This is a genomic window from Actinomadura sp. NPDC048021, assembly GCF_040653135.1.
GTDB classification, from domain to species: Bacteria; Actinomycetota; Actinomycetes; order Streptosporangiales; family Streptosporangiaceae; genus Spirillospora; species Spirillospora verrucosospora.
On the sequence record NZ_JBEZJQ010000006.1, the window covers coordinates 184,498 to 199,215 of the forward strand.

General features: G+C 74.9%; 14 protein-coding genes. 5 read left to right on the top strand and 9 right to left on the bottom strand.

What is annotated here, in order from left to right:
- Window positions 1-2: 2 nt before the first annotated feature.
- The 3 genes from AB0C87_RS12585 to AB0C87_RS12595 are packed head-to-tail and all read right to left on the bottom strand — an operon-like array spanning window position 3 to window position 3,186.
- The gene (locus AB0C87_RS12585; RefSeq protein ID WP_360577458.1) at window positions 3-848 is read right to left on the bottom strand and encodes a fumarylacetoacetate hydrolase family protein; all 846 of its coding nucleotides are present in this window, start codon (window positions 846-848) and stop codon (window positions 3-5) included.
- Window positions 848-1,750 (bottom strand): catechol 1,2-dioxygenase, encoded by a 903-nt coding sequence (locus AB0C87_RS12590; protein WP_353830937.1) that lies wholly within the window; start codon window positions 1,748-1,750, stop codon window positions 848-850. Before AB0C87_RS12590 ends, AB0C87_RS12585 begins: the two co-directional genes overlap by 1 nt.
- Entirely contained in the window at window positions 1,738-3,186 is a 1,449-nt protein-coding gene (locus tag AB0C87_RS12595) for an aldehyde dehydrogenase family protein (protein ID WP_353830938.1), read from the bottom strand. The genes AB0C87_RS12590 and AB0C87_RS12595 overlap by 13 nt, the downstream gene beginning before the upstream one ends.
- Before the next feature lie 109 nt (window positions 3,187-3,295).
- On the opposite strand from AB0C87_RS12595, the gene AB0C87_RS12600 reads away from it, so the two are divergent.
- On the top strand, window positions 3,296-4,765 hold the full coding sequence (locus AB0C87_RS12600; RefSeq protein ID WP_360577460.1) for an aldehyde dehydrogenase family protein: 1,470 nt from the start codon (window positions 3,296-3,298) through the stop codon (window positions 4,763-4,765).
- Complete coding sequence (locus tag AB0C87_RS12605) at window positions 4,762-5,448, top strand: gamma-glutamyl-gamma-aminobutyrate hydrolase family protein (protein WP_353830940.1); 687 nt, start codon at window positions 4,762-4,764, stop codon at window positions 5,446-5,448. The genes AB0C87_RS12600 and AB0C87_RS12605 overlap by 4 nt, the downstream gene beginning before the upstream one ends.
- Window positions 5,449-5,458: 10 nt before the next feature.
- Here the strand turns inward: AB0C87_RS12605 and AB0C87_RS12610 are convergent, their stop codons facing one another.
- Window positions 5,459-6,073: a methyltransferase domain-containing protein gene (locus AB0C87_RS12610; protein WP_353830941.1), complete on the bottom strand. Its 615-nt coding sequence runs from the start codon at window positions 6,071-6,073 to the stop codon at window positions 5,459-5,461.
- Complete coding sequence (locus AB0C87_RS12615; protein ID WP_360577462.1) at window positions 6,070-7,548, bottom strand: carboxyl transferase domain-containing protein; 1,479 nt, start codon at window positions 7,546-7,548, stop codon at window positions 6,070-6,072. The genes AB0C87_RS12610 and AB0C87_RS12615 overlap by 4 nt, the downstream gene beginning before the upstream one ends.
- 101 nt (window positions 7,549-7,649) lie before the next feature.
- On the opposite strand from AB0C87_RS12615, the gene AB0C87_RS12620 reads away from it, so the two are divergent.
- Window positions 7,650-9,071 carry an amidase gene (locus AB0C87_RS12620; RefSeq protein WP_353830942.1) on the top strand — a complete coding sequence of 474 codons (1,422 nt, stop codon included), beginning with the start codon at window positions 7,650-7,652 and terminating at the stop codon, window positions 9,069-9,071.
- On the opposite strand, the gene AB0C87_RS12625 is transcribed toward AB0C87_RS12620, so the two are convergent.
- On the bottom strand, window positions 9,068-10,429 hold the full coding sequence (locus AB0C87_RS12625; RefSeq protein ID WP_345175726.1) for a HAMP domain-containing sensor histidine kinase: 1,362 nt from the start codon (window positions 10,427-10,429) through the stop codon (window positions 9,068-9,070). The two genes, AB0C87_RS12620 and AB0C87_RS12625, sit on opposite strands and share 4 nt — an antisense overlap.
- A gap of 332 nt (window positions 10,430-10,761) precedes the next feature.
- On the opposite strand from AB0C87_RS12625, the gene AB0C87_RS12630 reads away from it, so the two are divergent.
- Window positions 10,762-12,102: a serine/threonine-protein kinase gene (locus AB0C87_RS12630; protein ID WP_345175728.1), complete on the top strand. Its 1,341-nt coding sequence runs from the start codon at window positions 10,762-10,764 to the stop codon at window positions 12,100-12,102.
- 24 nt (window positions 12,103-12,126) lie between these two features.
- Here the strand turns inward: AB0C87_RS12630 and AB0C87_RS12635 are convergent, their stop codons facing one another.
- The gene (locus AB0C87_RS12635) at window positions 12,127-13,245 is read right to left on the bottom strand and encodes a PP2C family protein-serine/threonine phosphatase (RefSeq protein ID WP_345175729.1); all 1,119 of its coding nucleotides are present in this window, start codon (window positions 13,243-13,245) and stop codon (window positions 12,127-12,129) included.
- A gap of 131 nt (window positions 13,246-13,376) precedes the next feature.
- Between AB0C87_RS12635 and AB0C87_RS12640 the strand changes: the two genes are divergently transcribed.
- Window positions 13,377-13,610 carry a hypothetical protein gene (locus AB0C87_RS12640; RefSeq protein WP_345175731.1) on the top strand — a complete coding sequence of 78 codons (234 nt, stop codon included), beginning with the start codon at window positions 13,377-13,379 and terminating at the stop codon, window positions 13,608-13,610.
- A gap of 13 nt (window positions 13,611-13,623) precedes the next feature.
- On the opposite strand, the gene AB0C87_RS12645 is transcribed toward AB0C87_RS12640, so the two are convergent.
- A complete protein-coding gene (locus tag AB0C87_RS12645) occupies window positions 13,624-14,100 on the bottom strand; it encodes a ribose-5-phosphate isomerase (RefSeq protein ID WP_345175732.1) in 477 nt (158 codons plus the stop codon).
- Window positions 14,101-14,172: 72 nt separating this feature from the next.
- Window positions 14,173-14,658, bottom strand: a complete 486-nt coding sequence (locus AB0C87_RS12650; RefSeq protein ID WP_360577465.1) for a hypothetical protein — start codon at window positions 14,656-14,658, stop codon at window positions 14,173-14,175.
- Window positions 14,659-14,718 lie beyond the last annotated feature (60 nt).

The following is a 14,718-nucleotide window of genomic DNA, read 5'->3' on the forward strand; positions in this document are numbered from 1 at the left end:
GCTCACCCGCGCGGCGGTCGGACGCCCCGGAACTCCCAGTCTCCGCCGAACGCGGTGGAGACGACCTCCTCGGACTCGGTGGGCTGCGCGCCGCAGTCGTCCCGCACGGGGACGGGCCCGCCGACGACGTGGTTGCGGAGCCGTCCGAGCCCCTCGGCCTCGACCTCGACGACGTCGCCGGGCCGGACGGGACGCGAGTTCGCCGGCGTGCCGGACAGCAGCACGTCCCCCGGATACAGCGTGATGGTGCGGGCGATGTCGGCGACGAGGTAGTGCATGTCCCACTCCATCTCGTCGGTGCTGCCGTCCTGCACGAGCTCGCCGTTCACGTACGTGCGCAGGTACTTGCCGCGGAAGTCCCAGTCGGTGACCAGGCCCGGTCCCAGGGGGCACAGAGTGTCGGAGCCCTTCACGCGCAGCATCGAGCCCGCGTCGGTGTCGCGGAAGTCGTGCAGGCCGTAGTCGTTCGCGACCGTGTAGCCGGCGATGTGGGCGCCGGCCTCCTGGGGGGAGACGTTGCGGGCCGTCCGGCCGATGACGATCGCGATCTCGCCCTCGTAGTTCAGGTACCGGCACCGCTCCGGGCGGACGACGGCGCCGCCGTGCGCGTTCAGCGCCGAGACCGGCTTGTGGAAGTAGGTCGGCGCGGGCGGCAGTTCCGTCCGGAACTCCTCCACCCGGCTGCGGTGGTTGAGGTGCACCGCGACCACCTTGGACGGCTCGCACGGCGGCAGGTGGACGGCGTCGGCCGCGCGCACCCGGCGGCCGTCCGCGGCGAGGAGGTCGTCACCGTCCCGGACGACCTGGGTCGCGGCGCCCTCCAGCAGGATTCTCCGATACTCGGTCATCAGGCCGTCCATCCGTTCGCGGGGCGGTCGAACCAGATGTGCACCTGGCCCGTTCCGACGGAGTTCTCGTAGTCGCTGTAGAGGCGCCCGGGGGCGGTGCAGGCGTGCTCGCCGAGGGCGCCGATCATCATGAGGTAGTGGCCGAAGCGGGCCTCGGGCCTGAAGGCCAGGAACTCCGGCATGGTGTCGAGGACGCGGGCGTGGTCGCCGTTCCCGAGCCAGGCGATGCGCTGCTCGTCGGCGGCCCGCGCCTGCGGCGTGAAGATGTGCTCGGGGCCGGACGCCTCGTGGTCGCGGATCACGCGCAGCGGCCAGAAGGTGTGCGACAGCGCGCCGGAGGCGATCAGCAGGACGCGCCGGCCGGTCGCGGCGACGGCGTCGCCGAGGGCGCGGCCGAGGCGCAGGAAGTCCTCGGTGTCGGCGGTCTGGCACACGCCGATCGAGATCCACCGCTTCCCCGGCACGCCCAGGTAGGGGTCGTCGCGGACGCCGAGGTGCGTCCACAGGTTGACGGTCGCGTAGTAGATCGGCAGGTGGGGGTCGTCGATCGGGGTGATGTACGTCCCGTGCCTGCCGGCGTAGCGCGCCACCGCGCGGGCCAGCTCGGGGTCGCCGGGGATGTCGTAGGGCATGCGGCACATGCCGCGCGGCAGTTCCTCGGACGTGTAGAGCCCGGCGCGGCGGTCCTGCGCCGTGGTGACGAACTCGACGGTGGTGGCCCAGTGCGAGTCGAGGACGACGACCGTGTCGTAGTCGTCCCGCTCGAAGACGTCCGCGCGGAGCCTGCGCAGGCCGGAGACGAGCGTGGTGTCCTCGCCGCCGTTCAGCTCGCGGCGCGTGGCCTCGGGCAGCACGATCGTGGGGACGTGCGCGAGGAGCCCCGCGCCGACTACCTCGCCCATGGCGCCGTCACCGTGTTCTTCAGGTCGCAGTAGAAGTCGAAGCTCCAGTCGCCGCCCTCGCGCCCGACCCCCGACTGCCGGGACCCGCCGAACGGGGCCCGCAGGTCGCGGACGAAGAAGCAGTTGACCCACACCGTCCCGGCCACGAGCCGCCCGGTGACGCGCCGCGCGCGCTCCGGGTCACCCGTGGCGAGGGTGGCGGCGAGGCCGAACCGGGTGCCGTTCGCCATGGCGACGGCCTGGTCCTCGGAGTCGAAGGTCTGGAGGGTGAGGACGGGCCCGAAGACCTCCTCGGTGAGGATCTCCGCTCCCTCGGGGGCGCCGGTGAACAGCGTGGGCCGGTAGTAGAGGCCGCCCAGGTCGTCGTTCGGGCCCCCGCCGAGGAGGGCGCGGGCCCCGGCGTCCTTGGCGCGCCGGACGAATCCGTCCACCCGTTCGAGGTGGCGGCGGTGGATCTGCGGGCCGACGTCGGTGGACTCGTCGCGGGGGTCGCCCTGCCGGAGCCTGGACGCCTTCTCGACGAACCGCGCGGTGAACTCGTCCGCGACGGACGACTCGACGAGCAGCCGGGTGCCCGCGAGGCACACCTGGCCCGCGTTGTCGTACTGCTCGACGGCGAGGTCGGCGGCCAGGTCGAGGTCGGCGTCGGCGAAGACGAGCAGCGGCGACTTGCCGCCCAGCTCCAGCGACAGCGGCGTCAGGTTCGCCGCGGCCGCGGCCGCGATCGTGCGGGCCGTGGGCACCGAGCCGGTGAAGCTGATCCGCCGCACGTCGGGGTGCGCGGTGAGCGGCCCGCCGACCTCCGCGCCGTAGCCCTGGACGACGTTGAGCACCCCGTCCGGCAGCCCCGCCTCGGCGGCGACGTCGGCCAGCAGGGACGCGGTGAGCGGCGTCCACTCGGCGGGCTTCAGCACGACGGTGTTCCCGGCGGCCAGGGCGGGCGCGATCTTCCAGGTGGCGAGCATCAGCGGCGCGTTCCACGGGGTGATGAGCGCGCAGACGCCCGCCGGGTTCCAGCTGACGTGGTTGGTGTGCCCGCGGGTGTCGAAGTCGTCGTGGCCGAGGCCGAGCAGCCGGTCGGCGAAGAACCGGAAGTTGTGCGCGACGCGGGGCATGACGCCGCGCCGGTGGGAGCGGACGAGCGCCCCGTTGTCGGCCGTCTCGACCCGGGCGAGCTCCTCGGCGCGCTTCTCCACGCCGTCGGCGACGGCGTGCAGCAGCCGCGCCCGCTCGTCCCTGCCCGTCCGGGCCCAGGCGGGGAACGCCCGGCGCGCGGCGGCGACCGCCGCGTCCACCTCCGCCGGACCGCCCCGCGCGATCTCGGCGATCGGCCGCTCGTCGATCGGGGAGACGTCGGTGAACACCGCGGCGGAGGCGGCGCGCTCACCGCCGATCCAGTGCCCGGTCTCGACGGCGACGCCCGCGACTGTTGCCATCGCTGCGCACCTCCAGTTTGTTTGGCCCCAAATAATCTAGGAAGCGGGGATGGCGGCGGTCAAGCCGTCCCGGCTATTGTTCGGGACCAAACGAATTGAGGGAGGGTCCGTGCCCGACGTCCCCTACGAGGAATGGCGCGCCCGCGCCGCCGGGCTCGCCCCGCACACCGGCCACCACATCGACGGGAAGTCCACCGGCTCCGGCTCGGTCCCCGTCGTGGCGCCCCGCGACGGCGCGACGATCGCGCACGTCGCGTCGGGCGGTTCGGCGGAGGTGGACGCGGCCGTCGCCGCCGCGCGCCGCGCCTTCGACACCGGCCCCTGGCCCCGCCTCGCGCCCGCCGAGCGCAAGGCCGCCCTCCTGCGCTGGGCCGGCCTCGTCGAACGCGACCGCGCGACGCTCGCCCTGCTGGTCAGCCTGGAGATGGGCAAGCCGATCTCCGAGGCGTACGGGATCGAGCTGCGCGCCGTCGCCGGCTGCCTGCGCTGGTACGCCGAGATCGCCGACAAGCGGCTGGACGAGGCCCCCCGCACCCCCTCCTCGTCCCTGGCCCTGGTGAGCCGCGAACCCGCCGGCGTCGTCGCGGCCGTCGTCCCGTGGAACTTCCCGCTAACGATGGCCGCCTGGAAGATCGCCCCGGCGCTGGCCGCGGGCTGCACGGTCGTGCTGAAGCCCGCCGAGGAGTCGCCGCTGTCGGCGCTGCACCTGGCCGCGCTCGCCGCCGAGGCGGGCCTGCCGCCCGGGGCGTTCAACGTCGTCAACGGCCCCGGCGAGACCGCGGGCCGCGCCCTCGGCGAGCACCCGTCCGTCGACGTCCTGGCGTTCACCGGCTCCACCGAGGTGGGGCGGCACTTCCTGCGCTACGCCGCCGCCTCCAACCTCAAGCGCGTCTGGCTCGAACTCGGCGGCAAGTCGCCCAACATCATCCTTCCGGACGCCCCGGACCTGGACGCCGCCGCCGACACGGCCGCCTGGGGGATCTTCTTCAACGCCGGCGAGATGTGCACGGCCCCGTCCCGGCTGCTCGTCCACCGCTCGGTCGCCTCCCGCGTCCTGGACCGGGTCGTCGCCCGCGCCGAATCGCTCCGGATGGGCGACCCGCTCGACCCCGCCACCGAGATGGGCCCGCTGGTCTCGCCCGCCCACCACGCCCGCGTCGTGTCGCACGTGGAAGCGGCCCGCGCGGACGGCGCCCGCGTGCGCGCCGGCGGGCGCGCCGACGGCCGGTTCATGGCCCCCACCGTGTTCGACCGGGTCGACCCGGGGATGCGGATCGCGCGCGAGGAGGTCTTCGGGCCCGTCCTGGCCGTCCTGGAGTTCGACGACGTCGACGAGGCGGTCGGCCTGGCCAACGACACCGACTACGGCCTCGCCGCCGCCGTCTGGACCTCCGACCTCTCGACGGCGCACCGCGTCTCCCGCGCCCTGCGCGCCGGGACGGTCTGGGTGAACTGCTACGAGGAGGGCGACATGAGCGTCCCGTTCGGCGGCGTCAAGCTCTCGGGCCACGGCCGCGACAAGTCCCTGCACGCCATGGACAAGTACACCGACCTCAAGACGACGTGGATCGAGCTGTGAGGCCCCTCATCGCGCTTCCCGCCCGGTTCTCCGCGAGCGCCTCGGCCCTGCGGCACCGGGCCGAGGTCGCGTCCCGGGCCCTGGTCGAGGCGGTGCACCGGGCGGGCGGCGAACCGTTCCTCATGCACCCGGCCTCGCCGTTCGACCCGTCCCGGCTGGAGCGCTGCGACGGCGTGCTGCTGCCCGGCGGCGGCGACCTGCACCCCCGCCGCTACGGGGCCGCGCCCGCGCACGAGGCCCTCTACGACGTGGACGACGAGCAGGACGCCTTCGACCTCGCCCTGGCCGCCCACGCCCTGGACGCGGGCCTGCCGACCCTCGCCGTCTGCCGCGGCCTCCAGGTGGTGAACGCGGTGCTCGGCGGCACCCTCCACCAGCACATGGAGCCCGACCACCGGCACCGGGTCCACCCCGTGTCGGTCAGGCCCGGCACCCTGCTCGCCAAGACCCTCGACGCCGAGGAGACCGTCGTGTCCTGCTACCACCACCAGTCGGTCGCGGCCCTCGCCCCGGCCCTGGCCCCCACCGCCCGCGCCGCCGACGGCACCGTCGAGGCCGCCGAGCTCGCGGAAGCGCGGGCGTGGTTCCTGGGCGTCCAGTGGCATCCCGAGGACACCGCCGCCACCGACCGCGCCCAGCAGGCGCTCTTCACGGCCCTGGTCCAGGCGTCCGCCCGGCGGTGACCGCCGCGCGTCAGGGCTTGCGGACCAGGAGGCTGCCGGCGGGGACCGGGCGCTCGTTCTCCGCCGGACGGCGCAGGAGCCGCGCCACCTCCACCAGCCCCGCCTGGGCGGCCAGTTCGGCCATGACGTCGACGGGCCGGCGGTAGGCGAGGGCGACCTTGTGGTCGAACGCCTCCGCCTCGTCCTCGTCGGTCGACTGGAACCCGACCAGGAGCAGGCCGCCGGGGGCCAGCACCCGGTGGAACTCCGCGAAGGCGCGCGGGATCTCCTCCGGCCCCAGGTGGATGGTCGAGTACCACGACAGGACGCCCGCCAGGCCGCCGTCCGGGAGGTCGAGCGCCGTGATGTCGCCCTCGTCGAAACGCAGGTGCGGGTGGTCGGCGCGGGCGCGGGCGATCATGGCGGGCGACAGGTCGAGCCCGAACGCGTCCAGGCCGAGGCCGTGCAGCAGCGCCGTCCCGCGGCCGGGGCCGCAGCCGAGGTCGGCGACCGGCCCGGCCGGGACCATCGCCGCGAACGCGGTGATCATCGCCCGGTCCAGATGGAGCTCGTCGAGCGCGTCGCGGAAGAGGTCGGCGTACAGGTCGGCGATGGCGTCGTAGGCGCTGGAGACGGTCTCGGTCATGATCCAGGACGGTAGCGCGCCTGGCGGGCGGCCGGGCCGGTGGGCGCGAGACCCGACAGCCCCCGCTCCACCGCCGCGGCGGCCCGGCGGCAGAACGCCTCCGGCTCGTCGGCGGCGTCCGGGCGCTCGTCGACGAGCACGTCCGCCAGCCCGCCGCGCAGCAGGTCCGCCGACCGGACGCCCTGCGCCTCGGCCATCTCGCCGGCCCGCGCCGGGGTCCGGTGGACGATCAGCGAGGCGCCCTCGGGCGGCAGCGGCGACAGCCAGGCGTGCCGGGCCACCAGCACGCGGTCGGCGGGCAGCAGCGCCAGCGCGGCGCCGCCCGTGCCTTCGCCCAGCAGCAGGCAGAGCGTCGGCGCCGGCAGGGTGATCAGGTCGGCCAGGCAGCGGGCGATCTCACCCGCGAGCCCGCCCTCCTCCGCCTCGGCCGACAGGACGGCGCCGGGCGTGTCGACCACCGTGACCAGCGGAAGGCCCAGCTCCGCGGCCAGCCGCATCCCGCGCCGCGCGACCCGCAGCCCGGCCGGGCCGAGCGGGTGGCCGCCGCGCTGGCCGCGCCGGTCCTGCCCCACCAGGACGCACGGCGCCGCCCCGAAACGGGCCAGGGCGAGCAGCAGGCCGGGCTCCGCCTCCCCCTGGCCGGTGCCCGACAGGGGCGTCACGTCCGCGGCCCCGAAGCGCAGCAGCTCGCGGACGCCCGGACGGTCCGGGCGGCGCGACCGCTCGATCGAGTCCCACGCCGTCCCCTCCGGCGGAACGCCCGCGGGCGGAGGCGAGGGCGCGGGTGCCGCGGGCGGCCGCCCGCACAGGACGTCCAGCGCGGCGGACGCCACCCCCGCGAGGTCGTCGATGGCCACCACGGCGTCCAGCAGGCCCTTGGCCGCCAGGTTCTCGGCGACCTGCACCCCCGGCGGGAACGGCTCCCCGTGCAGGCCCTCGTAGACGCGGGGGCCGAGGAACCCGATCAGCGCGCCGGGCTCGGCAGCCGTCACGTGCCCGAGCGACCCCCACGACGCGAACACCCCGCCGGTCGTCGGATGCCTCAGGTAGACCAGGTAGGGCAGGCCGGCGGCCCGGTGGGCCATGACGGCGGCGGTGATGCGGGCCATCTGCACGAACGCGGCCGTCCCCTCCTGCATGCGGGTGCCGCCGGAGCACGGCGCGGCCAGCAGCGGCAGTCCCTCGGCGGTGGCGCGCCCGACGGCCGCGACGATCCGGTCCGCGGTGGCGAGTCCGATCGAGCCCGCGAGGAACCGGAACTCCGACACGACGAACGCGACGCGGCGCCCGCGCAGCAGGCCCTCCCCCGTCAGGACGGCCTCGTCGCAGCCGCTGCGCTCGCGGGCGGCCGCGAGATCCTCGGCGTACGCGGAGGCGGGGGGCGGCTCCCCGGCGGGCGGAACGTCCCAGGACGTCCAGGCTCCCTCGTCCAGCACGCGGCGCAGCAGGTCGCGCGCCCCGACACGATCCGTCACGAAGCCCCTTCCGCCGGTCCCTCCTGCATGATGTCCTCACCCGGGGACCACCGGGCGCCCGGGGTGGACACTGGTGGGGACCCCGCGCACGAGGAGGGCATGTGTCCGAGGAGATCTGCTTCGCGTCCGCCCGCGAACTGGCGCGCCGGATCCGCGCCCGCGAACTGTCGGCGCGCGAGGTCCTGCAGGCGCATCTCGACCAGATCGAACGGACGAACCCGCAGGTCAACGCCATCGTCACGCTGGTCGCCGAACGGGCGGAACGGCAGGCGCGCGAGGCCGACGAGCGGCTGGCGGCCGGAGAGCGGCCGGGCCCGCTGCACGGCCTGCCCGTGGCGCACAAGGACACCCACGCCACCGCCGGAATCCGCACCACCTCCGGTTCGCCGATCTTCGCCGACCACGTCCCGGACCGCGACGAACTCGTCGTCGAGCGGATCCGCGCCGCGGGCGCCGTCACGCTCGGCAAGACGAACACGCCGGAGTTCGCCGCCGGGTCCCACACCTTCAACCCGGTGTTCGGCCTGACCCGCAACCCCTACGACCCGTCCCGGTCGGCGGGCGGCAGCAGCGGCGGCGCCGCCGCCGCACTGGCGTGCGGCATGCAGCCGCTCGCCGACGGCGGCGACATGGGCGGCTCGCTGCGCAACCCCGCCTCGTTCTGCAACGTCGTCGGGCTGCGCCCGTCGCCGGGCCGGGTGCCGTCCTGGCCGGTCCTCGCGGGCTGGTCGACGCTGGGCGTGCAGGGGCCGATGGCCCGGAACGTCGCGGACGCCGCGCTGCTGCTGTCGGTGCTCGCCGGCCCCGACCCGCGCAGCCCGATCGCACTGGAGACGCCCGGGGCGGCGTTCGCCGCGCCGCTGGACCGCGACATCGCCGGGCTGCGCCTCGCCTGGTCCCCCGACCTCGGCGGGACGATCCCCGTCGACCCGGCCGTCACCGGCGTCCTCGCGCCCGCCGCCAAGGTGTTCGAGGAGCTCGGCTGCGCCGTCGAGGAGGCCTCCCCCGACCTGACCGGCGCCGACGAGGTCTTCCGCACCCTGCGCGCCTGGCACTGGGACATCACCCTGCGCCCCCTGCTGGACGAGCGCCGCGCCGACTTCAAGCCCTCCCTGGCCGAGAACATCGACGCCGGGCGCTCCCTCACCGGCGCCGACCTCGGCCGCGCCGAGACGCTCCACACGGCGCTGTTCCACCGCGTCCGGGAGTTCTTCGAGCGCTACGACGCGCTGCTGCTGCCGGTCAGCCAGGTCCCGCCCTTCGACGCCGGCGCCGAGTACCCGGGCGAGGTCGCCGGGCGGCCGATGCGCGACTACCTGGAGTGGATGCGGTCGTGCTTCCTCATCTCGGCGACCGGGTGCCCCGCCCTGTCAGTGCCCGCCGGGTTCACCTCCGACGGGCTGCCGGTGGGCCTGCAGATCGTCGGCCCCCACCACGCGGACCTGGCCGTCCTGCGGATCGGCCACGCGTTCGAGCGGGCGACCCGGCACGGCGACCGGCGACCGCCCCTCGCCCAGCCCTAGCCCTCCTCGCGGGGGATGCGCAGGACGAACCGGGCGCCCTGGTCGCTGTCGGCGGCCACGAGCGTGCCGCCGTGCGCGCGGGCGATGTCGCGGGAGATCGTCAGCCCGAGGCCGGTGCCGCCGCGGTCCAGCTCGCGGCCCTCGGAGAGCCGGTGGAACCGCCAGAAGATGCGCTCGCGGTCCTCCGGCGCGACCCCTGAGCCATCGTCGCGGACCTCCAGCACCGCCTCCGGTCCGTCCGCGGTCACCCGCACCCAGATCCGCGACTCCGCGTGCCGCTCCGCGTTGTCCAGCAGGTTCGTCAGCAGGCGGACGAGCTGGGCCTCGGTGACCCGGGCCACGACGCCCTCGTCCGCCGCGACCTCGACCGGGATCCGCCGGGGCCGCCGGCTCACCTCCGCCCGGACCAGCTCGCCGAGGTCGACCCGCTCCCGCGGGACGTGCACGCCCGCGCCCAGCCTCGCCAGGATGAGCAGGTCGCCGACGATGCCCTGCAGCCGGTCGGCGTCGGCGAGGGCCGCCCGGGCGACCGCCGGCCAGTCCTCGTCCTCCGGCTGCTCCAGCGCCGCCTCCAGCTGGGTGCGCAGGCCCGTCAGCGGGCTGCGCAGCTCGTGCGAGACGTCCGCGACGAACGCGCGCTGCCGCGTGAGGACGTCCTCCAGCCGGTCCAGCATCACGTTCACCGACTCGGCCAGCTCGGACACCTCGTCGTTGGGCGCCGGAACGGTCACCCGGCGGTCGGCGCCGCCGGTGATCTCCGTCATCTCGGCGCTCATCACCCGGACCGGCCGCAGCGCCCGCCGCACCGACAGCGACACGATCCAGCCCACCACGGTCGTCGCGACCAGCACCGTCACGACGAGCAGGGCGAGGAAGACCGACCTGGAGCGGGTGACCGTCGTGATGGGGGCGCCGACGTAGACCGTGCGGGTGCCGAAGCGGGTGTCGACCCGCTCGGTGACGAAGTAGAAGTCCGCGAGCCCCTGGGACCGCACGGTGTGGTACTCGGGGCGGCCCGCCACCGGTGAGACCGGGACCTTCACGGGGCCGTGGCCGCGCAGCGTGTCGCTGGCCGCGAGCACGCCGCCCTCGCCGTCCTGGACCTGGAGCAGCGGGAAACCGGGGTCCTCGACGCGGATCGTCCCCCGCAGGTCGGTCTCGCGCACGAGCGTGGAGAGGTCGGTCACGACCAGGGTGCCGCGGTCGTGCAGCCCGCGGTAGACGGTGCCGCGGAGGACCTGGTAGAAGAGCGTGACGCCGCCGACGAGCAGCAGCGCGACGATGAGGGTGGCGGCCGCGGTCACGCGGGTCCGCACCGACCAGGACACCGGCGACAGCCGGTCCCCGAGTATCCGCACCCGGCGCCCCTCCCCCTCCGGCTCGCGAGCGGCGGCCGGTGCCGCGCCGCGTCGACGCGCCGGGGGGAGGGCGCAGGACGGTTCTTACCGGGCCGTTGCCCTGCAAAACATCGCCACATATCGGACCGGCGCCCGTGCGGGCGGCGCCTCCCACCCCTGGGGAGCCGCCCACACGGGCACCGCTTCCCTCACTGTGCACGCCTCCGATGCACGGGGTGCTACATCGACGTGACGATCACGTTTCCGCCCTTCTTCGGAAAAACCCGCCATAATTCGCCGCCGATAGGGGATGGGTGGGCGGGAGAGACGGAAGGGGGGTGCTGGAGCACCGCATGGACACTGACTTCAGGCCACTCGAACCCGCCGACCCCCGAGAGGTCGGCGGCCACCGACTGCTGGGCAGGCTCGGATCCGGCGGCATGGGGACGGTCTTCCTCGGAGCCGACCCGGTGTCGGGCGGGCGCGTCGCGGTCAAGACGATCCATCCGCACCTCGCCGAGGACCCGTCCTACCGGCGGCGCTTCCGCGACGAGGCGCACCTCGCGAGCCGGGTCGCCTCGTTCTGCACCGCGCGCGTCCTCGCGCAGGGCGAGCAGGACGGTCTGCCCTACCTCGTCACCGACTACGTCGGAGGCGTGTCCCTGCACGACAGGCTCACCTCCGGCGGCCCGCTGCCGCCCGCCGACCTGCACGGCGTCGCCGTGGGCGTCGCCTCGGCGCTCGCCGCGATCCACGCGGCGGGGCTCGTGCACCGCGACATCAAGCCCGCCAACGTGATGCTCACCCTGTCCGGCTGCCGCGTCATCGACTTCGGCATCGCGGGCAGCCAGGACGCGCCGGACGATGCCGCCACGACCGGCCAGGTGTTCGGCACCCCCGGGTGGATCGCCCCGGAGGTGCTCGTCGGGGGCGCCTCGTCCCAGGCGGCCGACATCTTCGCCTGGGGCTGCCTCATCGCCCACGCCGGGACGGGGCAGATGCCGATCGGCGGCGACCCCGCGACGCTGCGCACCGCCGCCGGGGACGCCGACCTGTCCGGTCTCCCGGACGCGCTGGTCCCGCTCGTCCGGTGGGCGCTGGCGGAGGACCCGGCGGACCGCCCCACCGCGACCGACCTGCTCCTCGCCCTCGTCGAGCAGCCGCAGCCGCACGCCGCGGCCCGTCCCGCGGCGCGCCCCGCGCCTCCGGCCGGCCCGCCGCGCACCGCTCCCCGGCGCTCCCTCGCCCCGCACTCACGGCGGCGGCGCCCCACGCCCGTGCCCGCGACGCCGTCGCGGAGGTCCGGCGCCGAGGACACCGACACCAGGGCGTTCACGCCGCTCGGCGTGGCGGACGCCACGACGTCCACCCGCGCGCGTCTGCTGGCGGGCGCCGGGGCCGCGGCGGGCACCCTCCTGCTCGGAGCGGTCGTCCTCGGGATCACCGGCGCCAAGGCCCCTCCGCCGTCCTCGCCGGGGACGCCGGCCCCGTCCGCGCCGGCGGTCTCCGCCGCGCCGTCGAAGAAGGCGAGCGCCGTCAGGGCCGGAACGTCCAAGCGGCCCCTGGCGAAGACCGCCAAGCAGAAGCCGGTCCAGAAGCCGAAGCAGAAGCAGAAGGCGCAGGAGAAGAAGCCGAAGACGAAGCCGAAGCACGCGGCGAAGCACGGCAAGGCCAAGGGAAAGTACAAGCGCTGAGCCCGGCCCTCAGGGCCGCGCTCGTCAGGTGCGCCAGATCAGGACGAGGGCGCAGTCGTCGTCGCGCGCCGCGGCCATGGTCTCCACCAGCTCCCGCGCGCCGCGGCCGAACCCCTGCGGGACGAGCCGCTCCGCCTCGCCGAGCAGCCGGTCGATCCCGGCGTCGAGGTCGCTGCCGGGCGACTCCACCAGGCCGTCGGTGTACAGGAGCAGCGCGTCGCCCGGACGCAGCTGCCCCCGCTCGGGCACGCAGTTCAGGTCGGGCACCACGCCCAGCACCACGCCCTTGGCCGAGCTGACCCGCCAGGCGCCGCTGCCCGCGTCGAACTGGACGGCGGGCGGGTGCCCCGCCGACTCGACCGTGTACTCCCCCGTGCGCAGGTCGACCACGACGTGGACGGCCGTCACGAAGCCCTCGTCCCACTGCTGGCGGTGCAGGTACACGTTGCACGCGGGGAGGAAGTTCTCGGGCTGGACCGATCCAAGCAGGCCACCGAAGGCCCCCGAGAGCATCAGCGCCCTGGTTCCGGCGTCGGTGCCCTTGCCCGACACGTCGACCAGCGCGACCTCCAGCGTGTCACCGTCGGAGGCCGACACCACGAAGTCGCCGCCGAACGAGGAGCCTCCCGCCTGGAGCATCACGACCTGCGAGTTCCAGCCGTCGGGCAGCCGCGGCATCTCGCCGTGCCGCCGGAGCCGGTCGCGCAGCTCCAGCAGCATCGAGTCGCCGCGCAGGCCCTGCACGCCGAGCTGCTGGCGGGTCCGGGCGAGGGTGACGGCGAGCACCGCGGTGATGCTCAGCGTGGCGATCATGCCGAGCCCGAAGGCGGCGACGTCCTTCCAGACGTTGTAGGCGGCCATCGCCGCCACCACGGCCAGCAGGGCGGCCAGGCTCCGCACCTTCAGCAGCAGCCCGCCGACCACCACGATCAGCACCAGCGCGCCGGACGGCGCCAGCCCGCGCGAGTCGCCGGACGTGGCGATGCCGATCGCGAGCGCGAGGAGCGCCAGCGGCACGAAGACGTACCGGTCCCGGGTGAGGGTGCCCCGCCTGAGCCAGCGGTAGAGCACGACCAGGAACGGAACTCTGCGCAGCACGGCACGCACACGCGGCGGGAGCAGCTGCACCAGACGTTGAAGCATGACTCCGGCACTGTATCGAGCAATGCGCCCGGTCGGTCAGTATCCGAGGGCACCGGTGACGCACTGTCACGATCGTGCTACGCGAAATCGGGGTAGATGTCGCTTTGCGACTATCTCGGAGGGAGCGGCCCATGGTCCAGCCGGGCATGCGGATCACGGTGGACGCGGCGATGCGGGCCCGCGACGTCTCGCGCCCGCGCGCCGGGAGCGGGAGCCCGCCCGCGGCGGGCCCCGGACCCGGCGCCGCCTCCGGATCGAACCCGAGCAAGCCCGGCGACACCGGCAGGCGGACCAAGGCCGAGAAGAACGAGCGGCGCCGCCTCGACAAGCGCGGCGCCCGCAGGCCCTCCGAGAACGGCTCCTAGCCGGGGCGGCCGATCAGCCCTCGCGCGGCAGCGGGGGCAGCTCGCCGGAGTGCTCGTAGGCGCTGAGCATCCTGATCCGCCGGGTGTGGCGCGGCTCCTTGGAGTAGGACGTCGCGAGGAACAGCTCCACGAAGCGGGTCGCGGTGTCGAGGTCGTGCTGCCGCGCCCCGAGCGCGATGATGTTCGCGTCGTTGTGCTCGCGGGCGAGCGTTGCGGTGTCCTCGTTCCAGACCAGGGCCGCACGCGCGCCCTTGACCTTGTTCGCCGCGATCGCCTCGCCGTTGCCGGAGCCGCCGATCACGATGCCGAGCGCTCCCGGCTCCGCCACCGTCCGCTCGGCCGCCCGCAGGACGAACGGCGGGTAGTCGTCCACGGCGTCGTACACGAACGCGCCGCAGTCGACGGCCTCATGCCCGTTCGCCTTCAGCCAGGAGACCAGGTGCTCCTTCAGTTCGAAGCCGGCATGGTCGGATCCAAGAAACACGCGCATGCGCCCGATTGTCGCAGGCCCCCGCCGGGCCCGCGCGCGCGGGTCAGGCGTCGTCGTCCCGCCTGCGGTCGATCATGGTCCGGTCAGCCAGCCGAAGGCGAAGCCGAAGGAGGCGCCCTGGCCGACCGTGGAGCTGAAGGTCCGGCCGAACGACCCGTCGTGGAACTCGAACGCCCAGCGGGTCAGCGGGGCGGCCACGATTCCGGAGACGCCGCCCGCGACGACCGCCGCCCACCAGCCGATGATCAGGGCGCCGAACGGGCCGCGCTCCGGATCGGCCAGCCGGGCGCCCGCCAGGACCAGCCCGACCAGCACGGCGAAGAAGACGAGCAGGCTGAAGTCCTCCGCGAACGCCCCCTTCACGCCGGGCCCTTCCATCGGCGTGAGCCGCCAGGCGAGCGTGAGCAGCCACGATACGACCGGTCCGATGCCCTCGTCGTACCTGATGTCGCTCCTGTTGATCTGCTCGACGACCCACTGGTTTCCGAAGAGGAGGGCGAGGAGGGCCATGGGAACCACCGCGCCGCCCGTCATCGCGAGCATCCGCCGCATCGTCATGGCGGGCAGAGTAGTGCGGTTCGGTCTCCGCCGGTAGGGCCCGCGCTACCCGCTGTAGGC